This window comes from Nonomuraea sp. CA-141351 (assembly GCF_050944675.1).
Lineage (GTDB): Bacteria > Actinomycetota > Actinomycetes > Streptosporangiales > Streptosporangiaceae > Nonomuraea.
In genome coordinates this window covers 2654691-2674255 of sequence record NZ_CP191982.1, presented here as the reverse complement: position 1 = coordinate 2674255, position 19565 = coordinate 2654691, and the positions used below count along the sequence as shown (strand labels likewise).

The 19565-nt window shown below is 68.4% G+C and carries 13 protein-coding genes; 7 read left to right on the top strand and 6 right to left on the bottom strand.

Features of this window, described 5'->3' with window-relative positions; translation table 11 throughout:
- Positions 1-12: 12 nt before the first annotated feature.
- Positions 13-6642, bottom strand: coding sequence for a LamG domain-containing protein (locus ACQPWU_RS13075; RefSeq protein ID WP_433439624.1), 6630 nt, complete (start codon positions 6640-6642; stop codon positions 13-15).
- A gap of 394 nt (positions 6643-7036) precedes the next feature.
- Positions 7037-7831 (bottom strand): NAD-dependent epimerase/dehydratase family protein, encoded by a 795-nt coding sequence (locus ACQPWU_RS13070; RefSeq protein WP_433439622.1) that lies wholly within the window; start codon positions 7829-7831, stop codon positions 7037-7039.
- 136 nt (positions 7832-7967) lie between these two features.
- Between ACQPWU_RS13070 and ACQPWU_RS13065 the strand changes: the two genes are divergently transcribed.
- The 5 genes from ACQPWU_RS13065 to ACQPWU_RS13045 all read left to right on the top strand — a co-directional run bounded on the left by ACQPWU_RS13065 (position 7968) and on the right by ACQPWU_RS13045 (position 12805).
- Positions 7968-9275 (top strand): sugar ABC transporter substrate-binding protein, encoded by a 1308-nt coding sequence (locus tag ACQPWU_RS13065; RefSeq protein WP_433439620.1) that lies wholly within the window; start codon positions 7968-7970, stop codon positions 9273-9275.
- Positions 9272-10201 carry a carbohydrate ABC transporter permease gene (locus ACQPWU_RS13060; RefSeq protein ID WP_433439618.1) on the top strand — a complete coding sequence of 310 codons (930 nt, stop codon included), beginning with the start codon at positions 9272-9274 and terminating at the stop codon, positions 10199-10201. Before ACQPWU_RS13065 ends, ACQPWU_RS13060 begins: the two co-directional genes overlap by 4 nt.
- Positions 10198-11058, top strand: a complete 861-nt coding sequence (locus tag ACQPWU_RS13055; protein WP_360704926.1) for a carbohydrate ABC transporter permease — start codon at positions 10198-10200, stop codon at positions 11056-11058. Before ACQPWU_RS13060 ends, ACQPWU_RS13055 begins: the two co-directional genes overlap by 4 nt.
- A gap of 67 nt (positions 11059-11125) precedes the next feature.
- Complete coding sequence (locus ACQPWU_RS13050) at positions 11126-11887, top strand: IclR family transcriptional regulator (RefSeq protein ID WP_433439616.1); 762 nt, start codon at positions 11126-11128, stop codon at positions 11885-11887.
- Between the two features lie 12 nt (positions 11888-11899).
- The gene (locus ACQPWU_RS13045) at positions 11900-12805 is read left to right on the top strand and encodes a 5-dehydro-4-deoxyglucarate dehydratase (RefSeq protein WP_433439614.1); all 906 of its coding nucleotides are present in this window, start codon (positions 11900-11902) and stop codon (positions 12803-12805) included.
- Positions 12806-13153: 348 nt separating this feature from the next.
- Here the strand turns inward: ACQPWU_RS13045 and ACQPWU_RS13040 are convergent, their stop codons facing one another.
- Entirely contained in the window at positions 13154-14623 is a 1470-nt protein-coding gene (locus ACQPWU_RS13040) for an aldehyde dehydrogenase (NADP(+)) (protein ID WP_433439612.1), read from the bottom strand.
- A 104-nt stretch (positions 14624-14727) separates the two neighbouring features.
- Between ACQPWU_RS13040 and ACQPWU_RS13035 the strand changes: the two genes are divergently transcribed.
- Together ACQPWU_RS13035 and ACQPWU_RS13030 are read left to right on the top strand one after the other, a co-directional pair.
- Positions 14728-15984: a glucarate dehydratase family protein gene (locus ACQPWU_RS13035; protein ID WP_433439610.1), complete on the top strand. Its 1257-nt coding sequence runs from the start codon at positions 14728-14730 to the stop codon at positions 15982-15984.
- Positions 15981-17300: a hypothetical protein gene (locus ACQPWU_RS13030; RefSeq protein ID WP_433439608.1), complete on the top strand. Its 1320-nt coding sequence runs from the start codon at positions 15981-15983 to the stop codon at positions 17298-17300. Before ACQPWU_RS13035 ends, ACQPWU_RS13030 begins: the two co-directional genes overlap by 4 nt.
- A 32-nt stretch (positions 17301-17332) precedes the next feature.
- On the opposite strand, the gene ACQPWU_RS13025 is transcribed toward ACQPWU_RS13030, so the two are convergent.
- The 3 genes from ACQPWU_RS13025 to ACQPWU_RS13015 form a co-directional block, all read right to left on the bottom strand.
- A complete protein-coding gene (locus ACQPWU_RS13025; protein ID WP_433439606.1) occupies positions 17333-17473 on the bottom strand; it encodes a hypothetical protein in 141 nt (46 codons plus the stop codon).
- A 246-nt stretch (positions 17474-17719) separates the two neighbouring features.
- The gene (locus tag ACQPWU_RS13020) at positions 17720-18361 is read right to left on the bottom strand and encodes a response regulator (RefSeq protein ID WP_433439604.1); all 642 of its coding nucleotides are present in this window, start codon (positions 18359-18361) and stop codon (positions 17720-17722) included.
- Positions 18358-19557, bottom strand: coding sequence for a sensor histidine kinase (locus tag ACQPWU_RS13015; RefSeq protein WP_433439602.1), 1200 nt, complete (start codon positions 19555-19557; stop codon positions 18358-18360). The genes ACQPWU_RS13020 and ACQPWU_RS13015 overlap by 4 nt, the downstream gene beginning before the upstream one ends.
- Between the last annotated feature and the right edge of the window lie 8 nt (positions 19558-19565).

The window sequence follows — 19565 nt, the reverse complement described above, 5'->3', positions numbered from 1 at the left end:
GTCGCGATGGCGTCACGGGAACACGGGCTCGATGTCGGGGGCGGCGACGAGCGCGTAGCCGAGGGCACCCTCGACCGTCTGGCCCTCGCACGTCTCCAGCGGCGAGACGAAGTGGTCGCCGCCGGCCCGGCACCGGTAGAGCAGGTGGCTCTGCCTGCCCTCCGGCGCGGCGGTCCAGATGTGGCCGAGCACGCCGGTCACCGTCTGTCCCTCACAGGCCGGATCGAGTGACACGAACTGTTCGACGCCCGCCTGGCAGCCCGTGAGCGGCCGGGTGCCCGCCTCGGGGGTGAGCGCCAGCAGGCCGAGCGTCCCTTCCGCCTCGTAGCCGGGCGGCGGGCCGTCCACCACCGCCGAGTGGTCCGGCAGCACGGTGTGGTAGTTGTACCTGGCCAGCGGGGCGTAGGCCAAGGTGTGGCCGAGCAGCGTGCCGGTGGCCGCGCCGCCGCACCTGGCGTCGCGCGAGTCGAAGCTGTCCTTGGCCGTGTCACACCGGTAGATCGGGATCGTGGCCTCGTTCGACGGCGGCGTGGTGTAGACCGCGCCGATCTCGCCGAGCGCCGTCTTGCCCTCGCAGGCCGCGTCGGTCGAGGTGAACGCGTCACCGCCGGCGTCACAGGCGTACAGGGTCCTGGTGTTCGTCCGCTGGGAGGGGACGAGCGTGCCGAGGGTGGACGCGAAGTGGTAACCCTTGCGGGCCGCCACTGTCGTGTCACCGCTGTAGTGGTCGCCGGCCGTGTTGACGAAGCCGCCCAACTGCGTTTCTGGCGCCTTCGGCCAGGCGGCGCGGCGGGCGATCTCCTTCTCCGGCACCGCGCCCTGGTTGGTCACCACCTCGTCGATCGCTCCCGGGAAGAACAGGTCGTTGCCGCCGTTGACCTTGCCGCGCCCGATGGCGAACTTGACGCTCGCCGGCCACAGAGCGACGTTGTTCTTGTATCCGGCCAGCTCGCCGTCGACGTACAGGCGCAGTTGCCGGGCGGCGTAGTCGTACACGCCGGTCAGGTGCGTCCACTCGCCCGCCTTGGGCTCCTTCTGCGAAGGCACGTAGACCATCTCGGCGCCGTCGGAGTCGGCCACCGGCGCGCCGAACACCCATCGCTTCAGCGGGTACCGGTACTGCAGGGCGAAACCGCTCATCCGGGCGCCGTCCTGCCCGGCCACCGTGCCGGTCTGGTCCAGGCGCGACAGCCGGGCCCACGCCGAGACGGTGAAACTGTCGCGCGTGTCCACCGCGGGACGCGCCGCGATCGCCTTGCCGGTCATGCCGTCGACCTCGATCGCCTTGCCGCTCACGCCCGGGACGAAGCTGATCGCGCCCTCGGGGACCGCGTCGTCGCCGCGCGCGGTGGCGTCCTTGCCGGTGCCGTCGTCGAACCGCCACGCGCTCATCACCGGCGCGCCGCCGTCATCGTGGATCCGCCGGACTTCGCCGTCCGACAGCGCCCGGCCGTACGCTCGCACGTCGTCCACGCCGCCCGGGAAGTACCCGATGGGCTGCTTGTTCCACAGGCTGCGCCCGACGGTGAACGGCCCGGGCGCATCCTTGATGGTCACGCCGACCCTGACCGACGACAGGATGCCGTTGACGTACAGGCGCAGTTGCCGCAGGGAAGCGTTGTAGACCACACCGAGGTGCGTCCAACTGCCCACGGCGGGCGCCTCGGTCGAGTTCAGCAGGGTTATGGCGGCGTTGTCCTTGTCCTCCTTGGCCCAGGACGCCGACCAACGATTGTCGCTGGGGTTGTAGGCCAGTCCGAACGGGCTGACGCTGTTGCCGTCCTGTGCGAGGACCGTGCGGGCGGTTCCGGTCTTGGACAGGTACGCCCACGCGGTGACCGAGAAGCTCCCGGTGGTGGTGAGCACCGGTCCGGCGGTCTGCGCGTAGCCGGACGTACCGTCCAGCCAGGCGGCGTAGCCGGTCCGGCCGCCGACCCAGCCCGTGGCGCCCTTCAGCGTCAGGTTGCGGGCGTTGATCGTGGTATCGGCCGCCGTCGTGCCGGATGCCTCGTCGAAGCGCCACTCCCCGGCGTCCGCCTGCGGCAGCGTGTCCGGTCCCAGTTCGGCCGGGTAGGAGTGGTAGAGCGAGGAGACGCGCTCGCGGTCCAGCACGCCCGTGTAGAGGCGGACGTCGTCCACCTTGCCCGACCAGTACTCGGCGTACTTGCCCGCCACCTTGCCGCGGCCGATCTGCACGCCGCCGCTCGCGTCCCAGGAGCCGTTCATGGTGCCGTCGCCGGAGTAGCCGCCGTTCACGTAGAGCCAGGTCGTCCTCGTAGGGGCGTCGTACACGCCGACCAGATGCACCCAACCCTCATCGAACTCAGACGAATGAGCAGACACCGCAGCCTTGGTGACGAGCGGGTTGTCACTGTCTGTCTCGGCCATCTCGAACGTCCACGCGCCGTACCGGTTCTGGTCGTTGTCGACCACGTGGCCCAGCCGGAACTTACTGGTGGCGGAGCCGTCGAGGGAGACCGCGTCCATCCGGCACTCTGTGTACCTGTTCAGATCGCACGACTTCTTCTCCTCCGGCAGGTACATCCAGGCCGAGACGGTGAAACTGGTGCCGGTGTTCAGGTTGACGTCGCCGGTGGAGACCGCGTCGCCGTCGCCGTCCAGTTCGATCGCGTTGCCCGCCCGACCGGCCGTCCAGGCGGCGTTCCCGGCCAGGGTGCCGCGCTGGGTGCCGATCGAGTCGGCGGCCGTCGTGCCGCTCGGCTCGTCCAGCGCCCAGTCGTGCACCAGCGTCAGGTCACGCCCGGCCATCTGGCGGACCTCGTCGGCGAACAGCGCCCGGCCGTAGACCGACACATCGTCGATCGCGCCGGGGAAGTAGTCGATCCCTTGGCGCTGCCACATGTTCCGGCCGACCATCAGCTTGCCTGTCGCGTTGTTCCAGGCGTTCGTGTGCGCGGTGCCGGCGGCCAGTTCTCCGTTGACGTACAGGAGGAGCTTGCCGTTGCCGGAATCGTAAACGCCGGCCACGTGTGTCCACACGCCGACCTGGGCCTTGCCGCCGATGGCCCGGTGGTCCTCGCCGCCGCCGTCGACGTCCTTCGTGAACATGGTGAACGACCAGCCGCCTCCGGGATCGGCCTCTATCTTGAACGCGCTGGTCGTGGCGCCGTCCTGGGACACCACGCCGTAGTGGCCGCCGACCTTCTCCAGCCGCACCCACGCCGCCGCAGAGAAGCTCTTGCTGGTGTCCACGGCGTGCGGCGCGCTCACGTAGGCGTCCTGGCCGTTCAGATGCACCGCCATGTCGCTCGGGTCCGGGTTGGTCGTCTGGCCGCCGACCCAGTCGAGCGACCAGTCCGTCGCCCCGGACAGGGTGCCGTGCGCGCCGTTGCCGGAGGAGTCGGCGGCGTCACCGTCGAACCTGTACCTGGCGGCGGATACGCCGGCCTGTGAGACGATGCCGCGGATCTCCTCATCCGACAGGACCCGGCTGTAGGCGCGCACCTCGTCGATGCCGCCCTTCCAGTGGTCGGCGTCCGGGTTGCCGTTCCACAGCGTCCGCCCGATCTGCAGCGGGCCGGTGGCGTTCCACGGCGTCGCCGTCTGCCGGACGACGCCTCTCTGCCGCCCGTCCACGTACACCTTCAGTGTCTTGGCCTGCGCGTCGTAGACCCCGGCCACGTGGGTCCACCCCTTGGAGTCCCCCGGTGACTCGGACGACACGGCCATGTCGGCGCCCTGTGCGTTCTCGGCGGCCGTGGCCATGCCGAACACCCACGTGCCCTTGTCCGCCCGGTACCACAGGGCGAACCCGGGGAACTTCGTGCCGTCCTGACTCACCACCGCCTGGGTGACGGACTTGTCCGACAACTTCACCAAAGCCGTCACGGAGAAGCTCTGGTCGGTCCTGAACGCCGGCTTGCCGGTGGTGGCGTACCCCTTGGAGCCGTCGAGCGACAGGTAGCCGTTCCCGTCCGCCTCCTCAGCGAGCGCGGCGCCGTCGGACAGGATGGCCATCTCGCCGCCGGCCACCGCGTTGGCCGCGGTCTTGCTGGTCACGTCGTCCTCGAACGTCCAGTGACCGACCTGGATGTTGTCCCTGCTCACCGCGGCCTTGATCTCGCTCGCTGTCAGCACCCGGTCGTGCACCTGAACCTCGTCGATCAAGCCGGTCCAGTTGTCGACGATCTTCCCGTTCCACTGTGTCTGCCCGATGCGCACCGGGCCGGTCGACTGCCAGGGAGCGGCGGTACGGGTGACCGTGCTGTTCAGGTCCCCGTTGACGTACAGCTTGAGCGTCTTGGCCTGCGCGTCGTACACGCCGGCCAGGTGCGTCCACACGCCGTCCTGCGCGACCTTGCTGGACCAGGCCAGCTCGGGGCCTTCGGCGTTCGTGCCCGCGGTCGTCATGCCGAACGCCCACTTGCCGCCGTCCTCCGGCCGATACCACAGGTCGAACCCGGGGAAGCTGGGCCCGTCCTGGCTCACGACCGCACGCGCGATGGACCTGTCCTCCAGCTTGACCCACGCCGAGACGGAGAAGCTCGCGTCAGTGCGCACGCTGTTCGGCGCGGTCACGCTGCCGTTCCCGGCCAGCTTCAGCCCCGTGCCGACCGCGCCGGGCGCGTACGAGGCGTCGCCGTTCAGCGTGCCGTCCCGCTCACCCAGGAACGCGGTGTCAGAGGCGTTGCCCTCGAACGCCCACTGCGTGAACGGCCCGTTCCCCGCCCGGACGTAGAAGTGGTACACGCGGGTCGGGCTGCGGTGGTCGGCCCGGTCTGCGCTCTGCACGAACAGGTCGCGCGGGCCGTCGCCGGGCGGCGCCAGCTTCACCGTCGCCGGGCCGCCCAGCGAGCCGGCGTCCACCTTCGTGGACGGCGAGCTCGACCAGCCGTAGTAGTAGTGGTCGACGTCGCCGATCCCGGCCGCGTCGAACGTGAACTCGTCCGGCACCCCGACTCCGCCGTGCCAGAAGTTGTCCTCCTTGTACAGCTTGGCGCTGACGTTCGGCTTCGTGCCCACGCCCACCTGGTCCACGACGAACGACGTCCCGTCCCGCCACGGCCCGGCCAGCCAGCCGTCATGGGCCTGTGCCTTCCACGACACCGTCTGCTTGTCCCGCCCGCGCAGGTCCACATTGGTGCTGAAGGACCCGCCGGAGACCTGCGTGGGGCCGTTGTCACGGTGCTCTCCCGCGATCTCCCAGATCGGGTGTACCTGGTCCTGGTCGGGGTCGGACAGGTTGGTCTGCAGCCTGATCCACTCGTCTCCGACGTACGACTTGCCCCCGCACCACTTGCACGGCGGCTGCAGCGGCGGGTCGGTGCCCATGTTGTACGGCGCGTCCGGCGCGGTGTTGAACTTGACGGTCAGGTTGGTCGCGTTGGCGTCGAACCTGCGCCAGCCGAGATCGTTGCCCTCGTCCACCGCGGCGATGAAGTACGTCGAGACGCCACCGGGCCGCAAGGCGTTCACCACGTTGAACCCGAGCCCCTTGAAGCCGGGGCAGCCGGAGTGCACGGTGGGCGCGCCCTTCGGAAGTTCCACTTCGCGACCCCACGGGGCATTGCTCCAGTTCGTACCCGGGCCGATGGGCCCGTCGGCGAGCATCAGCCGGTGCTTGTCGGCCTCGGTCGAGCAGCTCGGGCTGTGCACCACCGGCGTGTTGACCATCGCCTCGAGGATCTGCTTGCCGCCCAGGAAGCCGGTGTCCCACTGGTAGTACGTGCGCGCCACGCCTATGCCGTTGCACTCCCCCGACGCCACGTAGCACTTGCCCGACTTGCCCTCGGGGCCGTCCTGGCCGCCGAACCACGCCGTCGTGGTGGGCTTGCCGGAGAACACCTTCGCCCAGCCGGTCTTGCCGGGAGTGTTCCAGTTCGGGTCCACCGTGACGGGGAATTTCGTGTCCGCGCCGGTCAGCAGGTCCTGGTCGGGGATGAGCGTGAGCGTGCCGCCTTTGATGTGGACGCCGACTTGCGCGCTCTTCGTGCCCGCGTCCCACATCCGCGACGGCGGCGCCTGGAACCACACGGTGCCCGCAGCGTCGCGGGCCTCCAGCACGCCGCCGTCCTTGAGGTGCACCGTGACGCCCTTGGCGGACAGGCCCAGCTCGACCTTCTTCAGATGCTTCGCGGCGTCGTCGTTCTTGACCACGAGGTGCTGGGTGTAGCCGTCCGCCTCGGCCCGCAGCACAAGGTCGACGCCTGGCAGCACCTCGGCGTACGTGGCGGCGGGGCCCTCCAGTACGGGCACCGGGAGCGTGCCCTGCCAGGTCAGCTCGATCAGCTTGCCGTCCTTGCCGTAGCTGACCAGCGGCGTCTTGTCGCCACCGCCTGAGAAGGCGAGATCCACGCCGGCGGCTCGAGGGCCGATGGAGCCGTCGGCGCGCCGCTCCAGCGTGGCGTCGGCGCCGACCCACCGGTCGCCCCGCCGCACGCGGGCGGGCCGCGAGTTCAGCACCGCCCGCAGCGTCCCGTCGGGCTGCGCGCTGACGGTCCTGGTCTCCGTGGTGAGCGACCCGACGGTGACCGGTGACTTCTGCCTGACGGCGGCGCTGACCGCGCTCGCCTCGTCCGGCGCCTCGGCGACCCGCGCGGACGGCTCGCCTGCCCCGGGATCCACTGTGGCGGAAACCGCCACGGGTGACCACGCCATCAGGACCACGCCCGCGGTCGCCACACACCGCGTCCACCTCGCGCCCAGGCACGTACGCCATCGCCGCACGGGGCCACTCCCCTCATGAACAACGGCGTCCCCGATGGACGCCGTCAGCAGCCGAGTACGGCAGCGCCCCGACGACCGGCCCCGCCACCGGGGCCTTCGCTTTCCGCTGCCAGCCGGTACGGAGGCACCGTCCAGCCGATCGGAGTGTGCGGCATCGATCTTGCGGCTTTCGTGTGCGATTCATGAATCGCCTGGTCAAGAGGGGTATGACCAGCCGCCGCCGTCACAGCACCGCGCCTGATGCGGCCGCATCACAACGTCGCGCCCGGCACGGGAGGCGGGCGCGCACGACTTCCCACGCCGCAAGGCGCGCCTCCGCGCCGGCGCCCACCACGCGGGGTCCGGGGCGTTACCAGCGGCCGCCCAGTTCCTTGAGGGTGAACACGCCTCCGGCGCGGTTGTGGAGCGGCTCGGAAAGGTCCGGCTCCCCCTGCTCGGCGATGAGCGCCGCGGCCTGGGGGTCGGAGGAGTCGCGGGAGACGTACCCGATGGACTCGGCCTCCTCCAGCGACCACCATCGCCGCGCGTTGTCCGAGACGCCCCAGACCACGTGGTACCCGGGCGCGGTCAGCGCAGCCTCGATCAGGCGGGTCAGGTCGTCAGGCGAGATCCAGGTGGCCAGCCCCCGCGTGTCACCGGAGGCCTCGTTGCAGGTGCCGAGCCGGACGACGGTCACGTTCAGGCCGAACCGGTCGTGATAGAGGCTCCCGAGCGCCTCCATGACGACCTTGCTCACTCCGTAAAAGGTGTCGGGCCGGGGAAAGGCGTAGTCGGGCAAGTCGGAGCCGTCGGCCGGCCGGGTGTGGAAGCCGGCCGCGTGGTGGCTGCCCATGAGCACCAACTGCTGGACGCCCTCCTGGCGAGCCGCCTCCAGAAGCACTTGCGTTCCATTGATGTTGGCCTGCACTATGTCGGCCCAGGGATGCTCCCGGCTCTGGCCGCCGAGATGGATCACCGCGTCCACGCCCTTCATCGCCTCGGCCATCGCGGCCGGGTCGGCGAGGTCCGCCGTCACCCACTCCTCACCGGGGCCCGGCTCGACCGGGTGGATGTCGGAAAGCCGCAGCGTGCGGCCTTCGCGGGCGAGCCGTGGGCGGAGCAGCGCGCCGACTTTTCCAGCGGCTCCGGTCATGAGAATGCGCATGCATCCATGATGTACACGATTCTGACCGAAATTCACATCCTTGAATATTGACCGTGAACCATGTCACTAGTTACGTTCACAGGCACGAGTTCAAGTCCACGACTCATGTCCACGTATGTGAACGGGAGGCGGTCTGATGTCACGTCGTCTGCTCGGGGTCGCGGTCACAGCGACCCTGGCCGTAACGCTGACAGGCTGCGGTTCCGGGGGATCAGGTTCAGACAATGCGCTGGAGATCTGGATCAGGCAGGCGCCCGATTCCGACTCGGCCAAGACAGCGGTGAAACTCGCCGACGCATTCACCAAGGCCAGCGGGGTGAAGACGAAAGTCGTCGCGCTATTCGACGACTTCGAGACCAAGCTGAACCAGCAGGCCGCCCAGAAGAAGCTTCCCGACATCGTCATCAACGACACCGCCCAGCTCGGCAACATGCACTCGCAGGGCTGGCTGCGCGAAGTCGACAAGGCCTCGCTCGCCGGCGGCGACAAGCTGTCCGACCGCGCGTGGGTGGCCGCCGCGGGCAGCGACGGCAAGTATTACGGCGCTCCGTTCTCCGCCCAGTCGTTCGCGCTGATCGTACGGAAGGACTGGCGCGAGAAGGTCGGCATGGAGCCGCCCCAGAGCTGGGAGGACCTGGCCAAGTTAGCGCAGGCGTTCACGGAGAAGGACCCCGACGGCAACGGCAAGGCCGACACGGCGGGCTTCGTCATCCCCGCGGGCACCAAGCGCGGCTACGCCTCCTGGTACGCCTCCTCCCTCATCTACGCCAACGGCGGCGACTTCATCAAGAGCACAGGCAGCGGCCACTTCCAGTCCACGGTCAACGACCCGAAGACCGTTGAGGCCGTCCAGTACCTCCAGGACCAGTTCTGCAAGACCAAGACCGTCAACCCGGGCGCGGTCAGCAACGACACGACCGTCACGCACGAGGTCTTCGAGAAGGGTCAGGGCGGCATCTACCTGGTCGGCCCGTACGTGCTCGCCCGGTTCGTCAAGAGCATCGGCACCGACAAGCTCGAGGTCCTGCCCCTGCCCAAGGGTCCGTCCGGCGGCCCCGGAACGCTCGGCGAGGGCGAGAACGTCTACATGATGGCCGGCTCCGACCAGCAGGACGCGCAGAAGAAGTTCGCCGAGTTCGCGATCTCCCCTGAGGGCCAGAAGATCGGCATGAACAAGGACGCCAACGGCGCCATCGTCCGCCTGCCCGTCAACACCCAGGTCGACATGGCCGGCGAGCGGCAGGACCCGCGCTGGAAGGTGTTCCAGGACGCCTACGCCAACGCCGTCTACGCACCGCCGGTCCCGAACTGGGCACCGATCCGCCAGGACTCCGCCGACTCCATCAACGCGGTCTGGGCCGACTGTTCCGCGAACGTCAAGACGTCGATGGACCAGTTGAACACCAAGCTCACACAGGAACTCCAGAGCCAGAAAGCGTCATGACCTCCACACTCACCCAGGCGCCTGGCCGCACGGCGAGCCCCCATCGCCGCACCAAACGGGTGCGGTGGCGGGGGCAGCTGATCGCCTGGCTGTTCCTGGCGCCCGCGCTGCTGCTGTTCCTGTACTTCAAGTTCATCCCGATGTTCGTGGGCCTGTGGAAGAGCTTCTTCAAGGTCCAGACGTTCCTCGGTGACGAATGGCTCGGCCTGGAGAACTACAAGACGATCATCAGCGACGCCGACTTCGCCGCGGCCATCTGGCACAGCATCCTGCTGGCGCTGGGCACCACGGTCGGCTCGCTCATGCTGGGCCTGGGATTCGCGCTGCTCATCGAGGGGCCCGCCCGGTATCTGTGGTTCATCCGCACCGCGGCCTTCCTGCCGGTCGTCACCACGATGGCGGCCGTGGCCGAGGTATGGCGGATCATGTTCCACCCCGCCGACAGCGGGATGCTCAACACGATCATCGGCTGGGTCGGCATCGATCCCCAGCCGTGGCTGGCCAGCGAGCACTCCTCGCTCTGGTCGATCATGCTGATGAGCATCTGGCGCGGCACCCCGTACGACATGATGATCTTCCTGGCGGGGCTGGTCGGCGTCGACCGCACGCTCTACGAGGCGGCGGCCGTGGACGGCGCCTCCACCTGGCATCGGCTGCGGCACATCACGCTGCCCGCCCTGCGGCCGGTGTTCTGGATCCTGTTCACGCTGGCCGCCATTCGCGGGCTGCGGGTCTTCGTCGAGGTGTACGTCCTGACGAACGGTGGTCCGAACGGGTCGTCAGAGGTGCTGATGACCCTGATCTACAAGCTCGGATTCCAGAAGAACGATCTGGGTGTGGCCTCGGCGGGCGGCATCGTGCTGTTCCTGGCCACGCTGGCGCTCACCTTGATCGCGCAGATGCTGCGCAGGAGGCAGGCGACATGAGGTTCGACAGCGCTCTGGGGCTGGAGTCGCGCAAGGGCCCCGTGGCCGTCACCGGAAAAGTCCTGATTTATGGCTTTATGGTGGTGGTTTTCACCGGGCCGCTGGTCGGGCTGCTGGTGAGTGCGTTCAGCAAGACTCTGGACCCCACCTCCTTCTCCCTGTGGCCGGACGAATTCACCCTGGAGAACTTCATCCAGGCCAAAGAGAAGAACGTCTACCTCTACCTGCTGAACTCCTTCATCGTCGTGGGCTTCGGCCTGCTGCTGCAGATGCTCGTGAGCGTCTTCGCCGCGTACTCGCTGGCACGCAAGAAGTTCCGCGGGATGACGATCGTGCTGCTGCTCATGCTCACCACGATGATGCTGCCGGAGGAGATCATCGCGATCCCCCTCTCGCTCGTCCTGTCCGACATGCCGCTGCTGCACGTCAATCTCATCGGCACGTACGCGGGCATGATCCTGCCGGTCGGCGCCTGGGGCTTCTCCATCCTGGTCATGACCGAGTTCATGAAGGAAGTGCCGGTCGAGCTGGAGGAGGCCGCGCGCATCGACGGCGCGGGCGAGCTGCGGATCTTCGCCACCATCATCGTGCCGCTCTGCCGTCCCGCACTCGGCGTGATCGGGGTCTTCGGCTTCACCATGATCTGGGACCAGTACCTGCTGCCCCTGATCGTCGCGCCGGAGTCGAGCATGTGGACACTGCCCATCGCGCTGCGCTCGCTCCGCTCCGACGAGGAGGTGGGAATCGGTGTCCTGCTGGCGGCCTCGCTGCTGGCGCTGCTGCCGTCGATCATCGCGTTCCTCGCCTTCCAGCGGCAGTTCATGCGAGGTCTGACAAGCGGCGCCATCAAGGGTTAAGCGTCCATGTATCTGGACGCTATCCCATATTCTGGATGTCCGAAGCCGCAGTCGAGATGGGATGAGTATGGAGCCTCAGCTGGTCAAGTCCGCGGAGCGGACGGTACGCATCCTCGAGGCCCTGGCCGAGTCGCACAACAACCTGACGCTGTCGGAGCTTCAGCAGCGCACCGGCTTCCCGCGGAGCAGTCTGCACGCCCTCATGCGGACGCTGGTCGAGCTCAACTGGGTCGAGACCGACTCGAGCAGGTCGGCGTTCGGCATCGGGCCGCACGCGCTGCTGACCGGCACCGCGTACCTCGACAAGGATCCCGCGCTGCCGTTCGCGCAGGAGACCCTGGAGGACCTGCGGGCGGAGATCGGGCAGACCGCCCATTTCGCCCGCCGGGACGGCGCGCACGTGCTCTACCTGGCCACCCGCGAGTCGCGTGAGGCCGACCACGTGATCCCTCGGGTGGGCCGGCGACTGCCCGCCCACGTCACGGCGCTCGGGCAGGTGCTGCTGGCCCAGCTCACGGACGACGAGGTAGTGGCGCTGCTGCCCGACCCGCTGCCGGGGATGACCGACCACACGATCACAGATCTGAACAAGCTGACGGGCGAGCTCGACCAGGTCCGTACCCGGGGCTGGGCGTACGAACGCGAGCAGGGCACGCCCGGCCTCGCCTGCGTGGCCGTGGCGGTCGACTACCGCATCCCGGCCACGGACGCGATCAGCTGCGCGATGCCCGCGCGCCTCGGACCCGCTGAGATCGAGCAGATCACCGAGGCAGTGATCAAACACACCCGCAAGCTGGCTGCCACTCTTCGCAGGGAGGGCATCCGCTAGAAAGGACTGTCGATGCGGCTAGATGGTGTTCTCTTCTTTCCGGTCACTCCCTTCGACGCCGATGGCGACCTCGCCGAACCTACTCTGGCCCGGCACGTCGCCGACGGGGTCGCGGCGGGGGCGGGAGGAGTGTTCACCGCGTGCGGCACCGGTGAGTTCAGCGCCCTCGACCTCGACGAATACACCCGCGTGGTGTCCACCTCGGTCGCGGCCACCGCGGGTCGCGCCCCCGTCTTCGCCGGCGCCGGCGGCCCGCTGCCCACCGCCAAGGCCATCGCGCGCGCCGCCGCCGCGCAGGGCGCCGACGGGCTGTTGCTGATGCCTCCGTACCTGGTCAGCGGCCCTCCCACCGGCTTGGTGCGGTACGTGCGCGAGGTGGCCGCGACCGTCGACCTGCCGGTCGTCATCTACCAACGGGGCACCGCCCGCTTCTCCCCCTCTGCCGTCGCGGAGCTGGCCGAAATGCCCAACATCGTCGGCTTCAAGGACGGGCTGGGGGACTTCGACCTGCTCCAGCGGATCATCCTGACCGTGCGGCGCTCGACCGGCAAGGAGTTCACGTTCTTCAACGGCCTGCCCACCGCCGAGCTGACCGTGCCCGCCTACCGGGGGCTCGGGGTGAGCCTGTACTCGAGCGCCGTGTTCGCGTTCGCGCCCGAGATCGCGCTGGCCTTCTACAAGGCGGTCACAGGCGGGGACGAGGTGCTGACACAACGGCTGCTGACCGGGTTCTACCTTCCGCTGGTGGAGCTGCGGGACCTTGTGCCCGGGTACGCGGTCTCGCTGGTCAAGGCGGGGGTGCGGTTTCGGGGGCTGGATGTGGGGGGTGTACGGGCGCCGCTGGTGGACCCGGCGCCCGAGCACCTGGAGTCCCTGGAGCGGATCATCGCTAAGGGCCTGGAAATCGCCGGCGCCTAACGCTTAGGCCCCGCAAGACACGCTGGCCATCAGACCCCACGAGCAGCCCGCCACCACCGTGACGCCCGCCCGAACTACGACCGATCGCCAACCCCGCACCCAGCTCCAACGCGACCACCCGGCCGCTGGGCAACCGCCATCAGCCCACGACCGGCCAGCCAACCCCCCCATCCAGCCCCACTACGACACCCGACCACGGGCAACCGCCATCAGCACATGGCCGACCAGCCAGCCGGTCAGCCACTACCGCCCCTGCACACAGCCGCAGGATCGCGATGGGCAGCAGCACCGCCCAGCGTCAACCCACGACCATCACTCTTTCCGACCCCAGGAGCCCAGCGGCCCCTTTCACGCCTCCATGCGGCCGTCGACCCTCCGCGGAATGGAAAGCGGGTTGCTGTCCTTCAGCTCGTCGGGCAGCAGCGCCTCCGGCCAGTCCTGGTATGCCGTAGGCGCCAGCCACCGTTCGATCGCCGTAGCCCCGACAGACGTGGAGGTCGTGGTCGCGGCAGGCCAAGGACCACCGTGTTGCATCGCCCAGCACACAGCCACCCCAGTCGGCCAGCCGTTCCAGATGAGCCGACCGGCCTTCCTGCGCAGCACCTCGACGACGTCTCCGGCCTCGTCGGGCTCAGCGCTGTGAACGGTCGCGGTCAGCGACCCTTCCAGCTGCTCAAGCACAGGCCGCAGGTCGGAAATTTCCCGATACGTCACCACGATCGACGCCGGCCCGAAGCACTCCTCGGCGATACGGGGAAGCTTCTCCTCGAACGTGTCGAGATCAGCGATGAACACCTTGGGCGTGACCGCCCAGTTTCCCTCGCCCGGCTTGCCCTCGGCCAGCAACCGCAGCTCGCCCAGCCGATCGACACCCCCGACGTAACCGTCCCTGATCCGCTCGGCCAGCATGGGGCCGCCGCTGGTCCCCTCGACCGCCTCGACGAGGGCATCCCGGAGCTCGTCGCCCTCGGGCACGAACATGAGCCCAGGATTCGTGCAGAACTGCCCGACGCCCAGCGTCACCGACCCGGCGAACCCCGCGGCGACCTCCTTGGCCGGCGCGGACGGCAGCACGACGACGGGGTTGACGCTGCCCAGTTCACCGTAGAACGGGATCGGCACCTCGCGCTCGTCGATCAGCCGCTGGATCGCCTTGCCCCCGGCCACGGACCCGGTGAACCCTGCCGCGACCACCCCGGGATGCTGCACCAGGTCGATACCGGCCTGCATGCCCTGCACGAGACCCAGCAGGTCGGCGTTCGGCAGCGCCTCGCGGACGATCTTCGCCACCTGCTCGGAGGTGTTCGGATGCCCGGGGTGCGCCTTGACCACGACCGGACACCCCGCGGCCAGCGCGGACGCGGTGTCGCCCCCGGCCACCGAGAACGCGAACGGGAAGTTGCTGGCCGCGAAGACGGCGACCACACCCGGCAGCGGGTGCTTCATGCGGCGCACGTCGGGGCGGGGCGGCGCGAGCGAGGCATCGGCGTGATCGATGATGGCCTCGGTATATCCGCCGTCCCTGAGGACCTGGGCGAAGAGCCGGAACTGCCCCGCCGTACGCGCGACCTCGCCGCGCAGCCGTACCTCACCGAGCGCGGTCTCCTGGTCGGCGAGTTGCCACAGCTCGTCCACGTTCGCGGCGAGTGCGTCGGCGACGGCCTCGAGCGCGAGCGCCCGCTCAGCCGCCGGGGTCGCCCGCCAGGCCGCGCCGGCGGCGGCCGCGGCGGAAACGATCGTGTCGACCCCGGCACTGTCGGTTTCGGGCAGCGCGGCGCCAACGGCCTCGCCTGTCCTGGGGTCGTGTCCGTAGATCATCGAAAGGCCCTTCCGAGCTTGACACTTCTTCATCTTGATTCTTACAGTTGCGGCAACTTGTCCACAAATCTGGCCATTGTTCACATATCTGGACGGCGGGCTAAATGATCATCAGGCAGATCCACATCACTCCTGTTGCCTTCCGGGACCCGCCGCTCCTGAACGCCGCCGGAGTCCACGAGCCGTGGGCCCTCCGTACCATTGTCGAGGTCGTCACAGACGAAGGTCTGACCGGGTTGGGAGAGACCTACGGGGACCTCACACATCTGGGCAAGGTACGCGAGTGCGCGGAAGCCCTGATCGGCCTCGATGTGCACGCCACGAACACGATGTACGCCCGGATCAGCGCGATCGTCGGCGAAACGGTGACCGACCTGCACGGATTGACCGGCGTCGCCACCAAGGAGAAGAGCGTCGACCGGATCTTCTCCCCTTTTGAGGTGGCTTGCCTCGACATTCGCGGCAAGGCGGCCGGAGTGCCGGTGGTGGACCTCTTGGGCGGTCGCGTCAGGGACGCGGTGCCGTACAGCGCGTACCTCTTCTACAAGTGGGCCGGCCACCCCGGCGACGAGCCCGACCGGTTCGGCGCGGCCCTGGACGAAGCAGGCGTCGTCGAGCAAGCAGCCCTCCTCATCAAGGAATACGGCTTCCAGTCCATCAAGCTCAAAGGCGGCGTCTTCCCTCCGGACCAGGAGATAGCCGCGATACGCGCCCTCCACGAGGCGTTCCCCGGGGTCCCCCTCCGCCTGGACCCGAACGCCGCCTGGACAGTCGAGACCTCGATCCGGGTCGGCCAGGAGCTCGAAGGCACCCTCCAATACCTTGAGGACCCGACCCCCAGCATTCCCGGCATGGCGGAGGTGGCCGCCGCCGTCCCCATGCCCCTCGCCACGAACATGTGCGTGGTCACCCATGAACACCTCCCTCCCGCCATCGCATCCCGCGCGATCGGTGTACTCCTCCTGGACCACCACTACTGGGGTGGACTCGAACGTTCCGCCCACGTCGCCACCCTGTGCGACACGTTCGGCCTGGCGCTGTCCATGCACTCCAACTCCCACCTCGGGATCAGCCTGGCCGCCATGACCCATCTGGCCGCCGCCACCCCCAACCTCACGTTCGCCTGCGACACTCACACGCCCTGGCAGGACGGCCAGGACGTCGTCGCACCCGGCGCGCTGAGCTTCGTGAACGGCGCCGTCCCGGTGCCCGCCGGTCCCGGCCTCGGCGTCGAACTCGACCGCGACGCACTGGCCGTCATGAACGAGCAGTACGAGAAGTGCGGGATCTCCGCCCGCGACGACACGAGTTACATGCAACGCTTCGAGCCCACCTTTTCCGCAAGGAGACCACGCTGGTGAAGCAGCCCACGCCGGTGAACGTGGCCTACGTCTACCCCTGGGACATCGTCGGCGACCCTTCGGCCCCTGACCGCCTGGCCGGCCTGGGCGTGCAGGCGGTAGCGCTGGCCGCGAGCTACCACTCCACGAGAGCCGCCACGCCCTACCACCCGTCCCACCGCGTACTGGACGTGCCATATCCGGCCTTCTACCTCCCGATCCGCCCGTCATCCTGGTCCCGGCTGATCCCCGCGGCCCCCACCTGGACCCCGGAGGACGCGTACCTCCAGGCCAGAGACGCGCTGAAGGCGGTAGGCCTCCAGGTGCACGCCTGGACCGTCCTCACTCACAACTCCCACCTGGGCACCGCAAATCCCGGCCTGGTCGTACGCAACGCCTTCGGCGACCCGTACCCGTACGCGCTCTGCCCGGCTCACGAGGACGTCGTCGAGTACTGCGAGCGCCTGGTCCAGGAGATCCTCACCGTAGGCGAGCCGGACGGCCTCATCCTGGAAGCCTGCGGCCCCATGGGCTTCGGCCACCAGAGCGTCCACGAGAAGACGTCCGGCGCGGACTGGACGCCTGCCGACGCCGACCTGCTGTCACTGTGCTTCTGCTCGTCCTGCGCCGACCGCTACCCGCCAGGCACCAGAGACAGAGTCCGCGCTGTCATAGACCGCGCCCCGCTCGGGCAAACCCCAACAGCGGCCACAACGACTCACAGCACCATCACAACGTCCATTTCACAGACCAGCGCGTCTTCACAGACCGGCACGTCTTCACAGACCGGCACGTCGCACGCCCACAACACCACCACGCCCAGCGCAACGGTCACCACGCCCGGCACCACGGTCACCACGCCCGGCGCCCACCCCCTCACCATCGCCCAGGCCCTCGGCGAGCTGACCGACGAAGTACGCGCCACCCGCGTAGAACTGTCCGCCTCCCTACGCCAACGCCTGATCGCCGTAGCCAGAAGGACTGCCCCAAACGTCCCCATCACCCTGCACGCCAACCCGGACCCCTGGGCGGCAAGCGCCTTCGCCGCGCTCCCTGCAGGCGAACCGGAAGCGGACGTCCTGGTGGCAAACTGCTGGGGCGACCCGGCCACGGACGCCACCCGCCTCGCCCACCTCAAGGACCTGTCCACCCCAGGCCAGCGAATAGGCGCCTATGTCCTGGCCCTGCCCCCTCGCCCTGCCGACGCCACCGCGCTGGTAGACCAGCTCAGAACGTATGCGAAGGCAGGAGCATCCGAATTCCACCTGTACCACGCCGGCCTGGCCTCCCCCCAACGCCTGGCAGCCATCTCCGAGGCCATCCGCCAGCACATCTGACGCTACATACGCACTCATCGACGAAGATCGCGTCATCGGCCCTCCCCGAGCCGCGCGATCCGCCCGGTATGCTCGCCGCCGACCGATCGAGTCGTGGAGATCGTCTCGTCCAGGTCGTGGAGTAGCTGCCCGGTACGGTCGAGCAGGACCTCTCCGGCGATGGTGGGTACCACCCGGTGCGGGCCCGGTGTGCGGCTTTCCGCATGGGTTCCTCCGACCAAAGGATGACGGCGCTGGGATGCGGGTGAAGGCGGCAGACGAGTGCGGCCCCTAAAGGGAGGCAAGGACGGTCGCCAAGGGGCGCGGGAGAGGGCGGCCCCCAAAGGGCGCGAGCAACGGCGACCCCCCCAAAGGGCATGAGCAACGGCGACCGCCAGAGGGGACCGTCAGGGCAGGCGGATAAGGGGGCCCAGACGAATTCACCCCGCAGCAGAAACCAGTCCGCTCTCATACGCCGCGATGACGAGCTGCGCCCGATCCCGAGCCTCCAGCTTGGCCAGCAACCGAGTGATATGCGTCTTCACCGTAGCCAGGCTCACCTGCAGATATTCCGCAATCTCCGCATTGGACAATCCCCGCGCGATCAGCATCAACACCTCTCGTTCCCGCTCCGTAACACCGTCCAACCCCTTCACTCGAGGCAGGACAGGTGTACGCGTGAACTCCTCAATCAACCTGCGCGTAACCGTAGGAGCCAACAAGGCCTCCCCACCCGCCACCACCCGAATAGCGGCTAGCAAATCCGCCGGCGGCGTGTCCTTCAGCAAGAATCCACTAGCCCCAGCCCGAAGCGCGTCATAAACATAAGCATCAAGATCAAACATCGTCACAACAAGGACCCGCGAAACATCCTTAATCCTCCGAGTAGCCTCAATCCCATCCATTTCCGGCATCCTTACGTCCATGAGCACCACATCCGCCCGCTCCTCCAGAGCCACCGAAACGGCCTCCACCCCAGTGGCCGCCTCCCCCACCACAGTCAGATCGGGCTCCGAGTCGACCAGCACTCTGAAACTCCCCCTGAGCAACGCCTGATCGTCGGCAATAACCACGCGGATCACGAGACCTCCTCATAAGGGAGCCGGGCGAAAACCCGAAACCCTCGCCCAGGAAGCCTCCCGGCTTCGAACACCCCGCCGTACATCGCAGCCCGCTCGCGCATCCCGATCAGGCCATTCCCGGTGCCCACGGACGGCAACGCACGTCTTCCAGGCCCGTCGTCCACTACCTCGATCCGTACATTCTTGCCATCAGCGACCACCGACACCCGGCAACGGGCAGGCGCGGCGTGCTTGGCGACGTTGGTGAGCGCTTCCTGCACGATGCGATAAACCGACAACTCCACACCTTCAGGCAGCCGCCTTCGCTCCCTGACATCCCTCTCACGACTGTCATCATCGCTACCCGGGATTCGCACTTCGAGCTCGACCTCAACCCCCGCCAGCCGAGCCTGCTCCACCAACCCCTCGATCCCCGCCAGACCGGGTACGGGTACAAGGTCGGGCTCGGACGTGGATCTGAGCACGCCAAGCAGATGGCGCATTTCGACCAGCGCGCTCCTGCTCGCAGTCTCGATCACACGCAGCGCGTCATGCGCCTCGTCCGGCCTGGTCGCCAGCACGTGATTGGCCACCCCGGCTTTGACCGCGATCAAGCCGACGCTGTGCGTCACCACGTCGTGCAGTTCGCGAGCGATCCGTAACCGCTCCTCCGCGACCGCCTGCGCCGCCAGCCGCTCAGCGTCACGGGCCGCGTAGAGCCTCCGTTCTTGCACCGCCCGGCCCACCGTCCACGCGCCGCCCAGCGCCGCGATGCCCAGCAGGGGCTTGTCGAGATGCAACAACCATCCCGGCGCGCTGTCGCGCGGCACTCCTGCTACAGCGAGGCCGAAGACCGTGACCAGGCTCAACGCTCCGATTCCCGACGTCGGAACCGCGACGCCGACCCTGTCGGAGAAGGCCACGATGTAAAGCGCGTACGCGGGCGCGAGGTAGGCGAACGCCACGGCGTCGACCAGCACGGCGAAGATGGCCAGCACCAGAGTGAAGCAGAAGACGGGCAGTGGCCACAGTCTTCGTAGGGCCAGCGGCAGCCCCAACGCGAAGGGGATGGCGATCCTCACCCACGGCGGCAGGGCGGTGGCATTGACCGCCGTCGTGAAACTCGCGAACGCGAAGCACATCCCCGCCACCAGATCGAGCATGACGAGCTGGCGGCGGCTCAGTCGCCTGGCGAAGAAGGGATGGGTGTCGTCCACGCGTGGAA

Bases quoted from the DNA above. Each gene is read 5' to 3' on its own strand.
- ACQPWU_RS13050 (WP_433439616.1), top strand. From the start codon at position 11,126: ATGGAGCCTCAGCTGGTCAAGTCCGCGGAGCGGACGGTACGCATCCTC.
- ACQPWU_RS13040 (WP_433439612.1), bottom strand. From the start codon at position 14,623: ATGATCTACGGACACGACCCCAGGACAGGCGAGGCCGTTGGCGCCGCG.
- ACQPWU_RS13060 (WP_433439618.1), top strand. From the start codon at position 9,272: ATGACCTCCACACTCACCCAGGCGCCTGGCCGCACGGCGAGCCCCCAT.
- ACQPWU_RS13055 (WP_360704926.1), top strand. From the start codon at position 10,198: ATGAGGTTCGACAGCGCTCTGGGGCTGGAGTCGCGCAAGGGCCCCGTG.
- ACQPWU_RS13065 (WP_433439620.1), top strand. From the start codon at position 7,968: ATGTCACGTCGTCTGCTCGGGGTCGCGGTCACAGCGACCCTGGCCGTA.
- ACQPWU_RS13070 (WP_433439622.1), bottom strand. From the start codon at position 7,831: ATGCGCATTCTCATGACCGGAGCCGCTGGAAAAGTCGGCGCGCTGCTC.
- ACQPWU_RS13045 (WP_433439614.1), top strand. From the start codon at position 11,900: ATGCGGCTAGATGGTGTTCTCTTCTTTCCGGTCACTCCCTTCGACGCC.
- ACQPWU_RS13035 (WP_433439610.1), top strand. From the start codon at position 14,728: ATGATCATCAGGCAGATCCACATCACTCCTGTTGCCTTCCGGGACCCG.